Below are 16,138 nucleotides of genomic sequence, written 5' to 3'. Positions count from 1 at the left end.
ACCTCATTTGCCCGCAGCGCTACAATGCCCGCCCTTAACGTGAGGACTCTCCTCTAGCCGCTTCATCAGGTGAAGCGGATCTGACCTGTCATCAGAACGAGAACATTATGTTTAAACCGGAACTCCTTTCCCCGGCGGGAACGCTGAAAAATATGCGTTACGCTTTCGCCTATGGCGCAGATGCCGTCTATGCGGGCCAGCCGCGCTACTCGCTGCGCGTGCGCAATAACGAATTCAACCACGAGAATCTGCAGCGCGGCATTAATGAAGCCCATGAGTTGGGGAAAAAATTCTATGTGGTGGTCAACATCGCCCCGCACAATGCGAAGCTGAAAACCTTTATCCGCGATTTGAAGCCGGTGGTGGAAATGGGTCCGGATGCCCTGATCATGTCCGATCCGGGTCTTATCATGCTGGTACGTGAGAATTTCCCGGAAATGCCGATTCACCTCTCGGTCCAGGCCAACGCTGTGAACTGGGCGACGGTAAAATTCTGGCAATCGATGGGGCTGACCCGTGTGATTCTGTCGCGCGAACTGTCGCTGGAAGAGATTGAAGAGATCCGCAACCAGGTACCGGAGATGGAGATTGAGATCTTCGTTCACGGCGCACTGTGCATGGCCTATTCTGGTCGCTGCCTGCTTTCCGGTTACATCAATAAGCGCGACCCGAACCAGGGCACCTGTACCAACGCCTGCCGCTGGGAATATAACGTACAGGAAGGCAAAGAAGATGTGGTCGGTAATATCGTCCACAAATACGAGCCGATTCCGGTACAAAACGTGGAGCCGACGCTGGGTATCGGCGCGCCAACCGATAAAGTGTTTATGATTGAAGAGGCCCAGCGCCCGGGCGAATACATGACCGCGTTCGAAGACGAGCACGGCACTTACATCATGAACTCGAAAGATCTGCGTGCCATCGCCCACGTTGAGCGCCTGACGCAGATGGGCGTGCACTCGCTGAAAATTGAAGGCCGTACCAAATCTTTCTACTACTGCGCGCGTACCGCACAGGTTTATCGTAAAGCGATTGACGACGCCGCTGCCGGTAAGCCGTTTGATCCGCAGTTGTTGGAAACGCTGGAAGGTCTGGCGCACCGTGGTTACACCGAAGGTTTTCTGCGTCGCCACACCCATGACGATTATCAGAACTACGAATACGGTTACTCGGTATCCGAGCGTCAGCAGTTCGTGGGGGAGTTTACCGGTGAGCGCAATGGCGACCTCGCGGCCGTGGCAGTGAAAAATAAATTCTCCGTCGGCGACAGCCTGGAACTGATGACCCCACAGGGCAACGTGAACTTCACGTTAGCGCAGATGGAAAACGCCAAAGGCGAGCCAATGCCAGTGGCGCCGGGGGACGGTTATACCGTATGGATCCCTGTTCCACAGGATCTGATGCTGGATTATGCACTGTTAATGCGCAATTTTTCCGGCGAATCGACGCGAAATCCGCACGCTAAATAGTTAATCAGGGTTATTTTTTCACGCCAGGAGGAATCTTAGAAACCGATCACATACCGCTTCGTTCATTAAGGGTATTATCCGTTTCGCTGAAAAACATAACCCATAAATGCTAGCTGTACCAGGAACCACCTCCTTAGCCTGCGTAATCTCCCTTACGCAGGCTTATTTTTTTGCGGCCTGAATCGTATATTGTGTGCGTATTTTAAGCCTGTTCTGACCTCCCCTTTTCGTTTCTGCTATACACTTTCTTCATAGATTCCAAAAACAAACAGGCAAAAAAGGAATGGATCATTTTCCCTCCAGCGTATTGATTCTGAATGGTAAAAGTGCTGATAACCCCGTACTGCGGGACGCCATTGGGCTGCTCCGTGACGAAGGAGTAGAGATTCACGTTCGCGTTACCTGGGAAAAAGGCGATGCGCAGCGCTATGTCGAAGAGGCTCGTCGTCTGGGCGTTGAAACGGTGATCGCCGGCGGCGGTGACGGCACGATTAACGAAGTATCGACGGCGCTGATCCAGTGTGAGGGGGCCGATATTCCCGCACTGGGCATTCTGCCACTGGGCACCGCCAATGACTTTGCCACCAGCGTCGGGATCCCTGAGGAGTTAGATAAGGCGCTGAAGCTGGCGATTGTCGGTAACGCCATTGAGATTGATATGGCGCAAGTCAACGATAAAACCTGTTTTATCAATATGGCAACCGGTGGTTTTGGTACGCGTATCACCACCGAGACGCCGGAAAAACTGAAAGCGGCGCTGGGCGGCGTCTCATACATCATTCACGGCCTGATGCGCATGGATACGCTAAAACCGGACCGTTGCGAAATCCGTGGTGAGAACTTCCACTGGCAGGGTGATGCGCTGGTGATTGGGATTGGTAATGGGCGTCAGGCTGGCGGCGGTCAGCAGTTGTGTCCGAATGCGTTGATCAACGACGGTTTGCTGCAACTGCGGATTTTCACCGGGGAAGAGATCCTGCCCGCGCTATTTTCCACCCTGAAACCACAGGAGGAAAACCCCAATATCATCGACGGCGCTTCAGCCTGGTTTGATATCCGGGCACCGCATGACATTACCTTTAATCTTGATGGCGAACCGCTGAGCGGACAGGAATTTCATATCGAAATCCTGCCCGCTGCATTGCGGTGTCGACTGCCGCCAGATTGCCCGCTACTGCGTTAAGCAATCGTCACTTTGTTATCGAGATAGACATCCTGCACGGCGTTGATCAATTTCACGCCGTCAGCCATCGATTTTTTGAAAGCTTTACGACCCAGAATCAACCCCATCCCGCCTGCACGTTTGTTGATTACCGCCGTACGTACCGCGTCGCTCAGGTCAGTTTCGCCGCCTGCCGCGCCGCCGGAGTTAATCAACCCGGCACGCCCCATGTAGCAGTTTGCCAGTTGATAGCGCACCAGATCGATCGGGTTCTCTGTGGTCAGTTTGCTATAGACGCGATCGTCGGTGTAGCCATAATTCACGGCTTTGTATCCGCCGTTATTTTCCGCCATTTTCTGTTTGACGATATCCGCACCAATCGTTGCCGCCAGATGGTTCGCCTGCCCGGTTAAGTCGGCGGAGACGTGGTAATCGACGCCCTCTTTTTTGAACGCGGCATTTCGCAGATAGGCCCACAGTACGGTGACCATACCCAGCTCATGCGCCCGTTCAAAGGCGGCGGAAATCTCTTCAATCTGCCGACGTGACTCTTCTGAACCAAAGTAGATGGTTGCGCCTACGGCCACCGCCCCCAGATTGAACGCTTGCTCTACGCTGGCATACAGCGTCTGGTCGTAGGTATTCGGATAGCTGAGGGTTTCGTTATGGTTGAGTTTCACCAGAAACGGAATGCGATGCGCGTAACGACGCGAGACGGAAGCCAGTACGCCATAGGTTGAGGCCACACAGTTACATCCGGCTTCGATCGCCAGTTCAACGATGTTTTTCGGGTCGAAATAGAGCGGGTTGGCGGCAAACGACGCCCCTGCCGAGTGTTCCACTCCCTGATCGACCGGTAAAATGGACAGGTAACCCGTTCCCCCCAGACGCCCGGTGTTATACAACGTCTGCATGTTACGCAGTACCGCAGGCGGACGGTTGTTGTCCACCATCACGCGGTCGACGTAATCATGTCCGGGCAGATAGAGTTGGTCTGAGGGTATGGTCATGCAACGATGCTGTAAGAGGCTGTCGGCGTCTTTGCCAAGCAACTGCGCAATATCAGTCATAGTTATGCTCCCGTAAGTTCCGAATGCGTCGGAATGTGGATTGTCCTGACCCGCGTTTTGCGGGCAGCCATAAGTCTGGTACCGACCGACCATTTTTTCCATCTTTCGGGGATTTTTCAGCGCTATCTGCTGGCACGATTCACTGACGATAAAGTGTTAAGACGGTCAAGGTTTCACCTCAAAGGTATTTAAAAGGTATTATTAAATGGTACTGTCATGGCGTACCTTACCTGTCATGAAGGATTTAAAGATGAAAACTACAGTGAAACTGTCGTTCATGATGTTCGTTGAATGGTTTATCTGGGGAGCCTGGTTTGTTCCGCTCTGGCTCTGGTTGAGTAAAAGTGGTTTTACCGCCGGTGAGATTGGCTGGTCTTATGCCTGTACGGCGATCGCCGCAATTCTGTCGCCGATCCTCGTGGGCTCGCTGACCGACCGTTTCTTCTCGGCGCAAAAAGTGCTGGCAGTACTGATGTTCGCCGGTGCGGTACTGATGTATTTTGCCGCTCAGCAGACGACGTTCGGTGGATTCTTCCCGCTGCTGCTGGCCTATTCGCTCACCTATATGCCAACCATTGCGCTGACCAACAGCATCGCGTTTGCTAACGTGCCGGACGTGGAGCGTGACTTCCCGCGCATCCGCGTAATGGGCACCATCGGCTGGATTGCCTCTGGTCTCGCTTGTGGATTCCTGCCACAGATGCTGGGCTATAATGACATCTCGCCAACCAACATCCCGCTGCTGGTGACGGCGGCCAGCTCCGCGCTGCTGGGTGTGTTTGCCTTCTTTCTGCCGGATACTCCGCCGAAAAGCACCGGCAAGATGGACGTCAAAGTCATGCTGGGCCTGGATGCGCTGATCCTGTTGCGTGATAAAAACTTCCTCGTCTTTTTCTTCTGCTCGTTCCTGTTCGCGATGCCACTGGCGTTCTATTACATCTTCGCCAATGGGTATCTGACCGAAGTGGGGATGAAAAACGCCACCGGCTGGATGACCCTCGGTCAGTTCTCCGAAATCTTCTTTATGCTGGCGCTGCCTTTCTTTACGAAACGCTTTGGTATTAAGAAGGTATTGCTACTTGGTCTTATCACGGCGGCGATCCGCTACGGCTTTTTCATCTACGGCAGCTCAGACGAATATTTCACCTATGCCCTGCTGTTCCTCGGTATTTTGCTGCACGGCGTGAGCTATGACTTCTATTACGTGACGGCATACATCTACGTCGATAAAAAAGCGCCAGTGCATATGCGTACCGCCGCACAGGGGTTGATTACGCTCTGCTGTCAGGGCTTCGGCAGCCTGCTGGGCTACCGTCTCGGCGGCGTGATGATGGAAAAAATGTTTGCTTATCCGGAGCCGGTCAATGGCCTGACCTTCAACTGGGCGGGCATGTGGACATTCGGGGCGGTGATGATCGCCGTGATAGCCCTACTATTCATGATTTTCTTTCGCGAATCGGACAAAGAAATTACCGCTATTGAGGTTCGCGAGACTGCGTTGACACAAGGGGAAGTAAAATGAAAGCAGAACGTATTCTCGGTGCTCTTTACGGGCAGGCGTTAGGGGATGCGATGGGTATGCCGTCAGAACTGTGGCCAAGAACCCGCGTCAAAGCACACTTTGGCTGGATTGACCGCTTTCTGCCGGGCCCAAAAGAAAATAATGCGGCCTGTTATTTTGGCCGCGCAGAATTTACCGACGATACCTCAATGGCGCTCTGTCTGGCGGATGCTCTGCTGGAACGCGACGGCGAGATCGACCCGGACCTGATTGGACGGAACATTCTCGACTGGGCGTTGCGCTTTGACGCCTTCAATAAAAACGTTCTCGGGCCGACGTCGAAAATCGCCCTGAACGCGATTCGCGACGGGAAACCGGTAGCAGAACTGGAGAATAACGGCGTCACCAACGGCGCGGCCATGCGCGTATCGCCATTGGGATGCCTGCTGCCCGCCCGCGATCTGGATGCGTTTATTGAGGATATCGCGCTGGCCTCCAGCCCGACGCACAAATCCGATCTGGCTATCGCCGGTGCGGTGGTGGTGGCATGGGCGATTTCACGGGCGATTGAGGGTGATTCCTGGGCCGCAATTGTTGACTCGCTTCCCGCCATCGCCCTGCACGCCCAGCAAAAGCGCATTACTACGTTCAGCGCATCGCTTTGTGCGCGTCTGGAGATGGCGCTGAAAATTGTGCGTAATGCTGACGGAGCCGAAGCGGCCAGCGAACAGTTGTATCAGGTGATTGGCGCCGGAACCAGCACGATCGAATCGGTGGCCTGCGCCATCGCGATGGTCGAACTGGCGCAAACGGATCCCAATCGCTGCGCCATTTTGTGTGCCAACCTCGGCGGCGATACCGATACCATTGGAGCAATGGCAACGGCCATTTGCGGCGCGTTGCAGGGTATAGGTGCCATCAACCCGGTATGGAAACAAGAGCTGGATACGGTCAATCAGCTCGATTTCAACCGCTATGCGACGGCGCTTGCTCGTCTGCGCCAACGTCGGGAGGCGTCATGAACACTTCACGTTTAGCCGAACTGTTGCCGGGGTTAACGACCCGCCATCCGGTCACGGTTATCGGCGCGGCGGTCATCGATGTCATCGCTGATGCCTATGCCCTGCCCTGGCGCGGGTGTGACATTGAACTGAAACAGCAAGGCGTTAACGTCGGCGGCTGCGCGCTGAACATCGCCGTGGCGCTGAAACGGCTGGGTATTGATGCCGGTAACGCCCTGCCGCTGGGCCAGGGCGTATGGGCCGAGATCATTCGTAACCGGATGGCGAAAGAAGGGTTACACAGCCTCATCGAGACCACACAAGGTGACAACGGCTGGTGCCTTGCGCTGGTCGAACCGGATGGCGAGCGCACGTTTATGTCATTCAGCGGCGTGGAGAACCAGTGGAATACCGACTGGCTGGCCCAGCTCACCATCCCACCTGACAGCCTGATTTATCTTTCGGGCTATCAACTCTCCTCACCCTGCGGCGAGCTGTTGGTGCAGTGGCTGGAAGGGCTGGATCGCGTTATGCCGTTTATCGATTTTGGCCCGCGCATTGGCGATATTCCTGATGCACTGATGTCACGCATTCTGGCTTGTCGCCCTCTGGTGTCGCTCAATCGTCAGGAAGCCGAAATCGCGGCGGAGCGGTTTGGTCTCAGCCAGGATGTGGAAGACTTAGGTGCGCAATGGGTGAAGCAATTTTCTGCGCCGTTAATCGTGCGCCATGACAAAGAAGGCGCCTGGTACTTCAGCGCGCAATCTTCCGGATGCGTACCCGCCTTCCCGACAACGGTCGTTGACACGATTGGCGCCGGTGACAGCCACGCGGGCGGCATGCTGGCCGGGCTGGCGTCGGGCTGGTCGCTGGCGGATGCCGTGCTGCTCGGCAACGCCGTGGCATCGTGGGTGGTTGGACATCGCGGCGGTGACTGTGCGCCGTTTCGCGAGGCGTTACTCCTCGCACACAAAGACGTATAAATCGCTTCGGCAGTAGCTGATGCTGTACTCGATGGGCCGCTGCTGTTGGTCAAGCGCTACCTGTTTGATCACCAGCACCGGCACTTTGCTGTCCATCTGGATATGCGACTGGAATTCAGCATCCGGCATCTTTGCACTCACCCGTGAGCGCGTGCGCTGGGGATGGATATGCTGGCTGCGGAAATAGTCGTACAGCGATATACCAATTTCATCGGCATCATGAATAAGATGCGCGGGCACCCACGACTCCTCGATAGAAACCGCGTCCTCATCAACGTAGCGGATGCGCTTAAGCAGAAACACATCGCTGCCGGCGGCAATCGCCAGCTGTTGCGCCACCTCTTCCGGACACTTAACTACCCGTTTGTTGACCCATAAGGTGTCCGGTTTTTTCCCGCGCAGCACCACCTGTTGAGAAAACCCACGCGCCTCTTTCAGCGAATATTCAAAGATGTTGTTGATCTGCGTGCCGTAGCCGCGAGCACGCGTCACCACGCCTTCTTCTTCCAGCGCCTGCATCGCTTTGCGCACCGTGATGCGAGAAACGCCCGTTAACTGACTGAGATCGCGTTCGCCAGGCAAAATGTTGCCATGCGCAATCACACCACTGCGCACGGCATTTTTCACCGTTTCGGCAAACTTGATATACAGCGGGGTATTATCCACCGCTGAAATACGTTCGTTCAGTTGCGCGATAAGTTGAGTATGCGCTTGTTCCATGAGTCTTTTTCCTGACAGCCAGTCTGCTGCCAGTATATACGCTACCAATACGCGTGGAAATGATGAACCGGCCCGATGCCGTGTCCAACCTCCAGTGTGTCAGCCTGCGCGAGCGCCGCCGACAGCCAGACTTTCGCCTCCTGCACTGTCCCGGCCCAGTCAGCATGCCTTGGACGCAGCGCGGCCAGCGCCGCAGAGAGCGTACATCCGGTGCCGTGCGTATTTTTGGTCATCACCCGCGGTGCGGTAAAGCGCTGCTCACCGGTCGCTGTAAAGAGCCAGTCAGGACTTTGTTCATCGTCCAGATGACCGCCTTTCATCAACACTGCGTCACAGCCCATCGCCAGCAACGCCCGCCCCTGTTCCAGCATCTCTTGTTCTGTTCGTGCGTGCGGGCAATCCAGCAGCGCTGCCGCTTCGGGCAGATTGGGCGTAATGAGTGAAACCTGTGGCAACAGTCGCCTGCGCAATGTCTCAACGGCGGAAGTCGACAATAACGGATCGCCACTTTTCGCCAGCATGACTGTGTCGAGTACGACATTCTGCACCTGATGGCGTTCCAGTCGCTCCGCCACCGCCTCAACGATATCGGTTTCCGCCAGCATACCGATTTTGGTGGTATCGATGCGCACATCGCTGAACACCGAATCGAGCTGCGCGGCGACAAAATCCGGTTCAATGCGATACACCGACTGCACGCCGCGTGTATTCTGCGCCACCAGCGCGGTAATTACCGCACAGCCGTAAGCGCCGAGCGCCGAGAAGGTTTTCAGATCGGCCTGAATACCGGCGCCGCCGCTGGGATCGGTACCGGCAATGGTCAGTGCGTTAATCCGCTTCATGCTGCGACCTCCGCATCCAGGGTGTAGAGCGCATCAAGAAACGCCGGAACAAAACTGCCGGGTCCGTGACAGATTTTGCTGGCGTGCTGTCCTGCCAGTTTCATCCATCCACAGGCGGACGCGATGTTTTCGATCCGGTTTCCGGGTAGCGCGCAGCTGGCGGCGACCACGGCGGAAAGCGCACAGCCAGTGCCCACGACTTTCGTCATCAGCGGATCGCCGCCGGTGACGCTCAGAGTGCACTCGCCGTCGGTGATGTAATCCACTTCGCCGGTGACTACCACAACAGCGCCGGTGTGGCGTGCCAGAATCTGCGCCGCCGGCAGAGCCGTTGCAACCGGGTCGGTAGCATCCACTCCACGCCCGCCAGCGCTTTCACCGGCTAACGCCAGGATCTCAGAGGCGTTACCGCGAATGGCAGCCGGTGTTAAGGCAAGGAGTTCAAGGCAGAAACGGCGACGGTATTCAAGCGCGCCTACGGCAACCGGGTCTAGTGTCCATGGAGTTTTGGCGCTGTTTGCCTGCTCAACCGCCGCCCGCATTGCATGTGCACGCGGTTGTGTCAACGTGCCGACGTTGATGAGCAACGCGCTGGCAAGGGCTGCAAACTGGCGAGCTTCTTCGGGCTCAATCACCATCGCCGGAGAAGCCCCCAGCGCCAGTAGCGTATTGGCGGTAAAACTCTGCACGACGTCATTGGTCATACAATGTGTTAACGGAGAAAGGGTACGAAAATCTTGTAAGGTACGAACCGCATGTTCGCGGCTGTGCAGGTCAGGCTGCATGGTTACGCTCCTGCCCGCGCGAAGAAGGGACACGAGCAGTGTCTGACTTCCCTACGCTGGCATTATCCAGATCAGGTGGTACGGGTATTTCTCAGCCCTTCGTGAAAAGGGGCACCCCGAGTCATTAACGAAATTTTTCTGCGTGACGGTCAGGTCACTCGCGTGATGATACCCTCACTGCCCCGATTTGTAACCCTTTCGCTACTCTGCATTTACCTGTTCAGCCTGAACATCAATAGTGAAAGCCGCCACCCGCACGGCGGCGACATCCTCTTATACCGCGTCAACCATTGGTTGGGCATGAGCAACGGCTTGTTGTGCCTGCGCAATATCAGAAGCATCTGCGGAAAAGGACGTTAGCGGAATAAGCGCTAACAGATAATTTCTCATTTCGCCCACCCCAAAAACTGTCTCTGTTCGTTCAGCACGGCTAACCGTCCGTTGGTGTACACGACAAAATAGTGCAACCCTTGTTGATAGACTGTCGCTTTTTCCTCTTTCTCGATAACTGCAGCATGAGCTCCATCAATATCAAGCCCGGTGCTCACCTTTTTAATTTCCATGCCTTCAAAGTGATATATGGTTTTTTTCTTTGCCGCCTGAGCGTGTTGCTTTACCGCTTCACGTGCATTCACATACGCGTTTTGCTCCGCGTTATTGATAATCATCTGTTGATTAGACTGTTCTACCTGATAGCAGACATCACGACTGACGCCTTTGGCTTCACAGCGCACCAGGCGCTGCTCTTCCGACACACAGCCGGACAGAATACTGACAACCAAAAGCGAAAATACCGCCTTTTTTATAGTTAACTGTTTCATCACTGCCATCACCATCATTAATTAACAAAATAATATCACCCTGCAAAAGCAGCGTGTTTTTATATCACTATTTAGTGCGCAGAATATTTAGGCCGCTTTCATCTGTCAATATAATTTAGGGAAATTAAGATCAAATAACTTAGAGGATGCATGACACCAGGATAAATCCGAAGAAAATAGTTATTCGCCGTCTTCAAATTTGCAATTAATTAACGTAACAAATACAAAAGACTAATGTCATCAAAACGATGATTCTTAATAACTATTCAGCGTGTTTTCCATGATCTTTATCAATATTGACAATTCAGGAATAATCCATAGTTTTATTTCAATCTGTTTATATGTTGACATTAATTAATTGTTATAGCTAGACAATTCTCAACAACATCGTCTTTAATACGTATTTAAAAATGAGCCTCCGGATAGTGAAGTTAATTATTTTTCATTTTTTCCTACACACCCTTATCATCAGTGCGGGTTTTATTGCAGGCGTGATGTACGCTGAACGTCTGCATTTTTGCATATGGGGCTAATCCACTGTTAGCCTGTGTTCCGAAATGCATCGCCCCTCTCCCCGTATTTGGCGATTTTCTTCTATAGTGCATGTCAGACTAATAAATTTTACATTTTTTACGAATTTTTCGGGAATCTAACAAACCCGCGCTTGTCAGTTATCATGAAGGCCGGGAAAGATACACGACTGATTTTGAGGGTCCTAACAGTGGAGAGCGTAGAAGTATGAAGAATAAATTGGTGGTAGGCGCGCTGCTGCTCGCATCCAGCGCGGTCTGGGCCGCACCAGCTACAGCCGTCCCCGCGAAGGGGATTGATCAATATGAACTCAGTGGTTTCATCGCCGACTTTACCCACTTCAAGCCTGGCGATACGGTGCCAGAGATGTATCGCTCTGACGAGTACACCATCAAACAGTGGAATCTGCGTAATTTACCTGCGCCAGATGCCGGGACACACTGGACCTACATGGGCGGTGCCTATGTGCTGATCAATGACGCTGACGGTAAAATTATTAAAGCTTACGACGGCGAGATTTTCTATCATCGTTGAGGTTCGCCCCCCTCGGGCTGAGGGGGAATCCAACGCTTATTTTATCGTTAAGGTCATCAGGATAACCCCGCACAGACGGTCAGATTTAAGAAGAACGCCCACGTTATTCAGTGGCTCTGCATAACTCAGATAGCGTTATTCAAATTAAATATTCACCACACCGATATAAAATCAATGCGGTGAATAGAAAGAATAAAACCGATTAGCCGAAATCAGACGGCGCGAAAGGCAATTTCGCCGGGGATGACTTCACCCTGCCAGAAAAGCTGTGCGGCAACACGTCCCGCCAGTTCGCGATACATTACGGTGAAATCACTGTCCGGACGGCTGACAACGGTTGGCGTCCCGCGATCGAGATCTTCACGCAGACTAATATGCAACGGCATTTGTCCCAACAGTTGCGTGTGATACTGCTCAGCCAGTTTTTGCGCGCCACCGGTACCAAAGATCGGCTCATGATGACCGCAGTTGCTGCAGATATGCATGCTCATGTTTTCGACAATGCCCAGCACCGGCACCTCGACTTTTTCGAACATGACAATGCCTTTTTTAGCGTCAATCAACGCAATATCCTGCGGCGTGGTCACCACAACGGCCCCCGTGACCGGGATGTTTTGTGCCAGCGTCAGCTGGATATCACCAGTACCTGGCGGCATGTCCAGCACGAGGTAATCCAGATCCGGCCACAGCGTCTCTTGTAGCATCTGCATCAGCGCTTTACTGGCCATCGGCCCACGCCACACCATCGCGTTATCATCAGTGACCAGATAACCGATGGAGTTCGTCGCCAGCCCGTGAGACATGATCGGTGCCATATGGGTACCATCCGGCGAGGTTGGGCGCTGGTTTTCCGCCCCCAGCATAGTTGGGATCGACGGACCATAAATGTCGGCGTCCAGAATCCCTACTTTCGCCCCTTCTGCCGCTAATGCCAGCGCCAGGTTTACCGCAGTCGACGATTTACCGACGCCGCCTTTGCCGGAGCTGACGGCGATAATGTTCTTCACGCCGTTCACGCCCGGCTGATTTTTCACGCGCTTCAGGGTGGCGATGTTGTGAGAAAGCTTCCAGTCGATCGCCTTCGCCCCGGTAATTCGCAGCAGATCAGCGCTACATTGCTCTTTTAACACCTCAAAGGCACTGTGCCAGACGAACGGCATGACCAGTTCAACGTGCAGCGTGTCATCCATCCAGGCGACGTGGTGTAACGCTTTAAGTGTCGTCAGGTTATGCTTCAGGGTGGGGTGCTGAAAATTCGCCAGCGTCCCGGCGACCATGGCGCGCAGGGTTTCTGGTGATTTGGCCTGGGATTGTGCGTTCATCCCGACTCCTTTTTGTTGTTCTGAAAAGGTCAATTGTAGTGAGGTAGTGTACTCCAGCGGTAACAATTATTCATTTGTGGTTTGATGCCCTTAATTCTTGGCGTAGTTATTCCCTTTCAGGTAACATCAGAACCCCCTTTCAACAGAGAAGAAGTAACATCTACTATGACTCAAGTCGCGAAGAAAATTCTGGTAACGTGCGCGCTGCCGTACGCCAACGGCTCAATCCACCTCGGCCATATGCTGGAGCACATCCAGGCTGATGTCTGGGTCCGTTACCAACGAATGCGCGGCCACGAGGTCAACTTCATCTGCGCCGACGACGCCCACGGCACGCCGATCATGCTGAAAGCACAGCAGCTTGGCATCACTCCGGAGCAGATGATTGGTGAAATGAGTCAGGAGCACCAGACGGATTTCGCCGGGTTCAACATCAGCTATGACAACTACCACTCCACGCACAGCGACGAGAACCGGGAGTTGTCTGAGCTCATCTATACCCGTCTGAAAGAGAACGGTTTTATTAAGAACCGCACCATTTCTCAGCTCTACGATCCGGAAAAAGGCATGTTCCTGCCGGATCGTTTTGTGAAAGGTACCTGCCCGAAATGTAAATCACCGGATCAATACGGCGACAACTGCGAAGTGTGCGGCGCGACCTATAGCCCGACGGAGCTGATCGAGCCGAAGTCTGTGGTCTCTGGCGCGACGCCGGTGATGCGTGACTCCGAACACTTCTTCTTTGACCTGCCCTCTTTCAGCGAAATGCTACAGGCGTGGACCCGTAGCGGCGCGCTGCAGGAGCAGGTGGCGAACAAAATGCAGGAATGGTTTGAATCCGGCCTGCAGCAGTGGGATATCTCCCGCGATGCCCCTTACTTTGGTTTTGAAATCCCGAATGCGCCGGGCAAATATTTCTATGTCTGGCTGGATGCGCCAATCGGCTACATGGGCTCTTTCAAAAATCTGTGCGATAAGCGCGGCGATACCGTCAGCTTCGACGAATACTGGAAGAAAGATTCTACTGCCGAACTGTATCACTTCATCGGCAAAGATATCGTCTATTTCCATAGCCTGTTCTGGCCTGCCATGCTGGAAGGCAGCAACTTCCGTAAACCGACGAACCTGTTCGTGCATGGTTATGTCACGGTCAACGGCGCGAAGATGTCCAAATCCCGCGGTACGTTTATTAAGGCCAGCACCTGGCTGAACCATTTTGATGCAGACAGCCTGCGTTACTACTACACTGCGAAGCTCTCTTCGCGCATTGATGATATCGACCTGAATCTGGAAGACTTCGTCCAGCGCGTAAACGCCGATATCGTCAACAAGGTGGTTAACCTCGCCTCCCGTAACGCTGGCTTTATCAACAAACGTTTCGATGGTGTACTGGCGGCTGAACTGGCTGACCCTGCGCTGTATAAAACCTTTACCGATGCAGCGGCTGTGATTGGCGAGGCGTGGGAAAGCCGTGAATTCGGCAAAGCGATCCGTGAAATCATGGCGCTGGCGGATGTCGCGAACCGCTATGTTGACGAACAGGCGCCGTGGGTGGTGGCGAAACAGGAAGGTCGCGACGTCGATCTGCAGGCGATCTGCTCGATGGGCATCAACCTGTTCCGCGTGCTGATGACGTACCTGAAGCCGGTGCTGCCGACGCTGAGCGAGCGCGTTGAAGCATTCCTGAACAGCGAACTGCGTTGGGATGCTATTGCGCAACCGCTTCTGGGCCATAAGGTCAATACTTTCAAAGCTCTGTATAACCGTATCGATATGAAGCAGGTGGAAGCGCTGGTGGAAGCCTCTAAAGAAGAGGTGAAAGCTATGGCAGCTCCGGTAACCGGCCCACTGGCGGACTTCCCGATTCAGGAAACCATTACCTTTGACGATTTCGCGAAAGTCGATCTGCGCGTAGCGTTGATTGAAAACGCTGAATTCGTTGATGGCTCCGATAAACTGCTGCGCCTGACGCTGGATTTGGGCGGCGAGAAGCGTAACGTCTTCTCCGGCATTCGCTCTGCTTATCCGGACCCGCAGGTGCTGATTGGTCGTCATACGGTCATGGTGGCAAACCTGGCGCCGCGTAAAATGCGCTTTGGCATCTCAGAAGGGATGGTGATGGCCGCAGGTCCTGGCGGGACAGACATCTTCCTGCTGACCCCGGATGAAGGCGCAAAGCCTGGACACCAGGTTAAATAAGCCTCTCTAAAGCGCCGCTCTCACGGCGCTTTTTCTTTTGCGTCATATTAATCCAGGCAATAACTCGCATGATTTCAGATTTTTCAATGATCATTATCAGACATATTCAGTAGCCATTTTCCCCTCTCCTGCCTCATTTCTGGTATACATACCCTGCAAGGTTTATTTTTGAGCAGCAGACGTTTAATAAAATGGAGTTTTACATGAAAGCATTAAATACGTTTTTTTCGGTCGTTTTTGCGTCAGTTCTCGTTTTCTCTCTGGCAGGATGTGGCGACAAGGAAGAAAGCAAAACATTCAAAGCGGACGTCAATGGCACTGAGATCGTAATGACCTATACCTACAAGGGTGACAAAGTCATTAAGCAGACCTCAGAGAACAAGATCAACTACGCCTCTATCGGGGTAAAAACCAAAGAAGATGCGGCGAAAATCCTCGATCCGATCAGCGAAAAATATCAAAACATTCCTGGCGTGGAAGAAAAGCTGACCTATAAGGATGGCTACGCGGAAGAAACCGTTTCTGTTGACATGGAAAAAGTTGACTTTAAAAAGCTGCAGGGCGTGATGGGTACGCAATTCTCGGGTGACCCAAGCAACGGCATTAGCATGAAACAGAGCCAGAAAATGCTGGAAACCGCTGGCTTTAAGGAAGTGAAATAATCAAACGACGACGACCTGGCATCCAGCCGGGTCGTCGCTTTCTATCAGCCTTTATTGCCGTGCAGACGCGCCGTCAATCCGCGCAGGAAATAACGCATAAACTGATCACCACACTCGCGGTAGTTTTTATGATCCGGAGAACGCATCATGGCGGTGATTTCCGGCATTGAAACGCGAACGTTCTGCTGGGTCATAATCGCCTGAATATCATCCGTTTTCAGTGAAAAAGCGATACGCAGCTTTTTTAGCACCGTATTGTTGTTCACCCGACGCTCAAGCGCCAGTTCAGGCGCTGACTCATCTTTGCCGCGCTTCTCGTAAATCAGGCCGTTCAGGAATCCGGAGAGGATAATATCCGGGCAGCGGACAAACCCCTCTTCATCTTCCCTGGTCATCCAGGTGTCGAAACCCGCAGAGGTGGATTCCATGTCGGCCAGCGCAAGAATGCGCACCATGTCGTTATTATTGGCTTTCAGGGCGTAGCGCAGGCTACGAAGAATATCGTTACTTAGCATAGAGCCTTCAACTGTCGATAA

At 53.4% G+C, this 16,138-nt stretch carries 15 protein-coding genes and 1 riboswitch; of the genes, 8 read left to right on the top strand and 7 right to left on the bottom strand.

Features of this window, described 5'->3' with window-relative positions:
• Window positions 1-107 precede the first annotated feature (107 nt).
• Window positions 108-1,469 carry a tRNA 5-hydroxyuridine modification protein YegQ gene (gene yegQ / locus AOY24_RS01475; protein WP_043000166.1) on the top strand — a complete coding sequence of 454 codons (1,362 nt, stop codon included), beginning with the start codon at window positions 108-110 and terminating at the stop codon, window positions 1,467-1,469.
• Window positions 1,470-1,752: 283 nt separating this feature from the next.
• Window positions 1,753-2,652 (top strand): lipid kinase YegS, encoded by a 900-nt coding sequence (yegS, locus tag AOY24_RS01470; protein WP_043000165.1) that lies wholly within the window; start codon window positions 1,753-1,755, stop codon window positions 2,650-2,652.
• Here the strand turns inward: yegS and fbaB are convergent.
• A complete protein-coding gene (gene fbaB, locus AOY24_RS01465; RefSeq protein ID WP_043000164.1) occupies window positions 2,649-3,701 on the bottom strand; it encodes a class I fructose-bisphosphate aldolase in 1,053 nt (350 codons plus the stop codon). The two genes, yegS and fbaB, sit on opposite strands and share 4 nt — an antisense overlap.
• Window positions 3,702-3,951: 250 nt before the next feature.
• Here fbaB and AOY24_RS01460 point away from each other — a divergent pair, with 250 nt between their 5' ends.
• The 3 genes from AOY24_RS01460 to AOY24_RS01450 are packed head-to-tail and all read left to right on the top strand — an operon-like array spanning window position 3,952 to window position 7,186.
• On the top strand, window positions 3,952-5,223 hold the full coding sequence (locus AOY24_RS01460) for a nucleoside permease (RefSeq protein ID WP_054176014.1): 1,272 nt from the start codon (window positions 3,952-3,954) through the stop codon (window positions 5,221-5,223).
• Window positions 5,220-6,224, top strand: a complete 1,005-nt coding sequence (locus tag AOY24_RS01455; protein ID WP_043000162.1) for an ADP-ribosylglycohydrolase family protein — start codon at window positions 5,220-5,222, stop codon at window positions 6,222-6,224. The genes AOY24_RS01460 and AOY24_RS01455 overlap by 4 nt, the downstream gene beginning before the upstream one ends.
• A complete protein-coding gene (locus tag AOY24_RS01450; RefSeq protein ID WP_043000161.1) occupies window positions 6,221-7,186 on the top strand; it encodes a PfkB family carbohydrate kinase in 966 nt (321 codons plus the stop codon). Before AOY24_RS01455 ends, AOY24_RS01450 begins: the two co-directional genes overlap by 4 nt.
• Here AOY24_RS01450 and AOY24_RS01445 read toward each other — a convergent pair.
• The 4 genes from AOY24_RS01445 to AOY24_RS01430 all read right to left on the bottom strand — a co-directional run bounded on the left by AOY24_RS01445 (window position 7,160) and on the right by AOY24_RS01430 (window position 10,354).
• Window positions 7,160-7,906 (bottom strand): GntR family transcriptional regulator, encoded by a 747-nt coding sequence (locus AOY24_RS01445; RefSeq protein WP_043000160.1) that lies wholly within the window; start codon window positions 7,904-7,906, stop codon window positions 7,160-7,162. The genes AOY24_RS01450 and AOY24_RS01445 overlap by 27 nt on opposite strands.
• Window positions 7,907-7,947: 41 nt before the next feature.
• Window positions 7,948-8,748 (bottom strand): bifunctional hydroxymethylpyrimidine kinase/phosphomethylpyrimidine kinase, encoded by an 801-nt coding sequence (thiD, locus tag AOY24_RS01440; RefSeq protein WP_054176013.1) that lies wholly within the window; start codon window positions 8,746-8,748, stop codon window positions 7,948-7,950.
• On the bottom strand, window positions 8,745-9,533 hold the full coding sequence (gene thiM / locus AOY24_RS01435; protein WP_054176012.1) for a hydroxyethylthiazole kinase: 789 nt from the start codon (window positions 9,531-9,533) through the stop codon (window positions 8,745-8,747). Before thiM ends, thiD begins: the two co-directional genes overlap by 4 nt.
• Before the next feature lie 31 nt (window positions 9,534-9,564).
• Window positions 9,565-9,662, bottom strand: a riboswitch (TPP riboswitch).
• A gap of 257 nt (window positions 9,663-9,919) precedes the next feature.
• Window positions 9,920-10,354, bottom strand: coding sequence for a hypothetical protein (locus AOY24_RS01430; RefSeq protein WP_054176045.1), 435 nt, complete (start codon window positions 10,352-10,354; stop codon window positions 9,920-9,922).
• Between the two features lie 738 nt (window positions 10,355-11,092).
• Between AOY24_RS01430 and rcnB the strand changes: the two genes are divergently transcribed.
• Window positions 11,093-11,419 (top strand): Ni(II)/Co(II) efflux transporter accessory subunit RcnB, encoded by a 327-nt coding sequence (gene rcnB, locus AOY24_RS01425; RefSeq protein WP_054176011.1) that lies wholly within the window; start codon window positions 11,093-11,095, stop codon window positions 11,417-11,419.
• A 212-nt stretch (window positions 11,420-11,631) separates the two neighbouring features.
• On the opposite strand, the gene apbC is transcribed toward rcnB, so the two are convergent.
• Window positions 11,632-12,741: an iron-sulfur cluster carrier protein ApbC gene (gene apbC, locus AOY24_RS01420; RefSeq protein WP_054176010.1), complete on the bottom strand. Its 1,110-nt coding sequence runs from the start codon at window positions 12,739-12,741 to the stop codon at window positions 11,632-11,634.
• A gap of 165 nt (window positions 12,742-12,906) precedes the next feature.
• Between apbC and metG the strand changes: the two genes are divergently transcribed.
• Together metG and AOY24_RS01410 are read left to right on the top strand one after the other, a co-directional pair.
• On the top strand, window positions 12,907-14,940 hold the full coding sequence (gene metG / locus AOY24_RS01415) for a methionine--tRNA ligase (RefSeq protein WP_054176009.1): 2,034 nt from the start codon (window positions 12,907-12,909) through the stop codon (window positions 14,938-14,940).
• A 203-nt stretch (window positions 14,941-15,143) separates the two neighbouring features.
• Entirely contained in the window at window positions 15,144-15,602 is a 459-nt protein-coding gene (locus AOY24_RS01410) for a YehR family lipoprotein (protein ID WP_043000154.1), read from the top strand.
• A gap of 44 nt (window positions 15,603-15,646) precedes the next feature.
• On the opposite strand, the gene AOY24_RS01405 is transcribed toward AOY24_RS01410, so the two are convergent.
• The gene (locus AOY24_RS01405) at window positions 15,647-16,117 is read right to left on the bottom strand and encodes a DUF1456 family protein (RefSeq protein ID WP_043001885.1); all 471 of its coding nucleotides are present in this window, start codon (window positions 16,115-16,117) and stop codon (window positions 15,647-15,649) included.
• Between the last annotated feature and the right edge of the window lie 21 nt (window positions 16,118-16,138).

The organism is Citrobacter sp. CtB7.12, assembly GCF_001297795.1.
Classification (GTDB): domain Bacteria; phylum Pseudomonadota; class Gammaproteobacteria; order Enterobacterales; family Enterobacteriaceae; genus Citrobacter_A; species Citrobacter_A amalonaticus.
The sequence above is the reverse complement of the archived record's forward strand: the minus strand, read 5'-3'. Positions and strand labels throughout refer to the sequence as shown.

What these genes read in the sequence shown, in the direction of transcription:
- AOY24_RS01445 (WP_043000160.1), bottom strand. Translation starts at nt 7,906, where the DNA reads ATGGAACAAGCGCATACTCAACTTATCGCGCAACTGAACGAACGTATT.
- AOY24_RS01455 (WP_043000162.1), top strand. Translation starts at nt 5,220, where the DNA reads ATGAAAGCAGAACGTATTCTCGGTGCTCTTTACGGGCAGGCGTTAGGG.
- thiD (WP_054176013.1), bottom strand. Translation starts at nt 8,748, where the DNA reads ATGAAGCGGATTAACGCACTGACCATTGCCGGTACCGATCCCAGCGGC.
- AOY24_RS01460 (WP_054176014.1), top strand. Translation starts at nt 3,952, where the DNA reads ATGAAAACTACAGTGAAACTGTCGTTCATGATGTTCGTTGAATGGTTT.
- metG (WP_054176009.1), top strand. Translation starts at nt 12,907, where the DNA reads ATGACTCAAGTCGCGAAGAAAATTCTGGTAACGTGCGCGCTGCCGTAC.
- fbaB (WP_043000164.1), bottom strand. Translation starts at nt 3,701, where the DNA reads ATGACTGATATTGCGCAGTTGCTTGGCAAAGACGCCGACAGCCTCTTA.
- rcnB (WP_054176011.1), top strand. Translation starts at nt 11,093, where the DNA reads ATGAAGAATAAATTGGTGGTAGGCGCGCTGCTGCTCGCATCCAGCGCG.
- thiM (WP_054176012.1), bottom strand. Translation starts at nt 9,533, where the DNA reads ATGCAGCCTGACCTGCACAGCCGCGAACATGCGGTTCGTACCTTACAA.
- apbC (WP_054176010.1), bottom strand. Translation starts at nt 12,741, where the DNA reads ATGAACGCACAATCCCAGGCCAAATCACCAGAAACCCTGCGCGCCATG.
- yegS (WP_043000165.1), top strand. Translation starts at nt 1,753, where the DNA reads ATGGATCATTTTCCCTCCAGCGTATTGATTCTGAATGGTAAAAGTGCT.
- AOY24_RS01450 (WP_043000161.1), top strand. Translation starts at nt 6,221, where the DNA reads ATGAACACTTCACGTTTAGCCGAACTGTTGCCGGGGTTAACGACCCGC.
- yegQ (WP_043000166.1), top strand. Translation starts at nt 108, where the DNA reads ATGTTTAAACCGGAACTCCTTTCCCCGGCGGGAACGCTGAAAAATATG.
- AOY24_RS01405 (WP_043001885.1), bottom strand. Translation starts at nt 16,117, where the DNA reads ATGCTAAGTAACGATATTCTTCGTAGCCTGCGCTACGCCCTGAAAGCC.
- AOY24_RS01410 (WP_043000154.1), top strand. Translation starts at nt 15,144, where the DNA reads ATGAAAGCATTAAATACGTTTTTTTCGGTCGTTTTTGCGTCAGTTCTC.
- AOY24_RS01430 (WP_054176045.1), bottom strand. Translation starts at nt 10,354, where the DNA reads ATGAAACAGTTAACTATAAAAAAGGCGGTATTTTCGCTTTTGGTTGTC.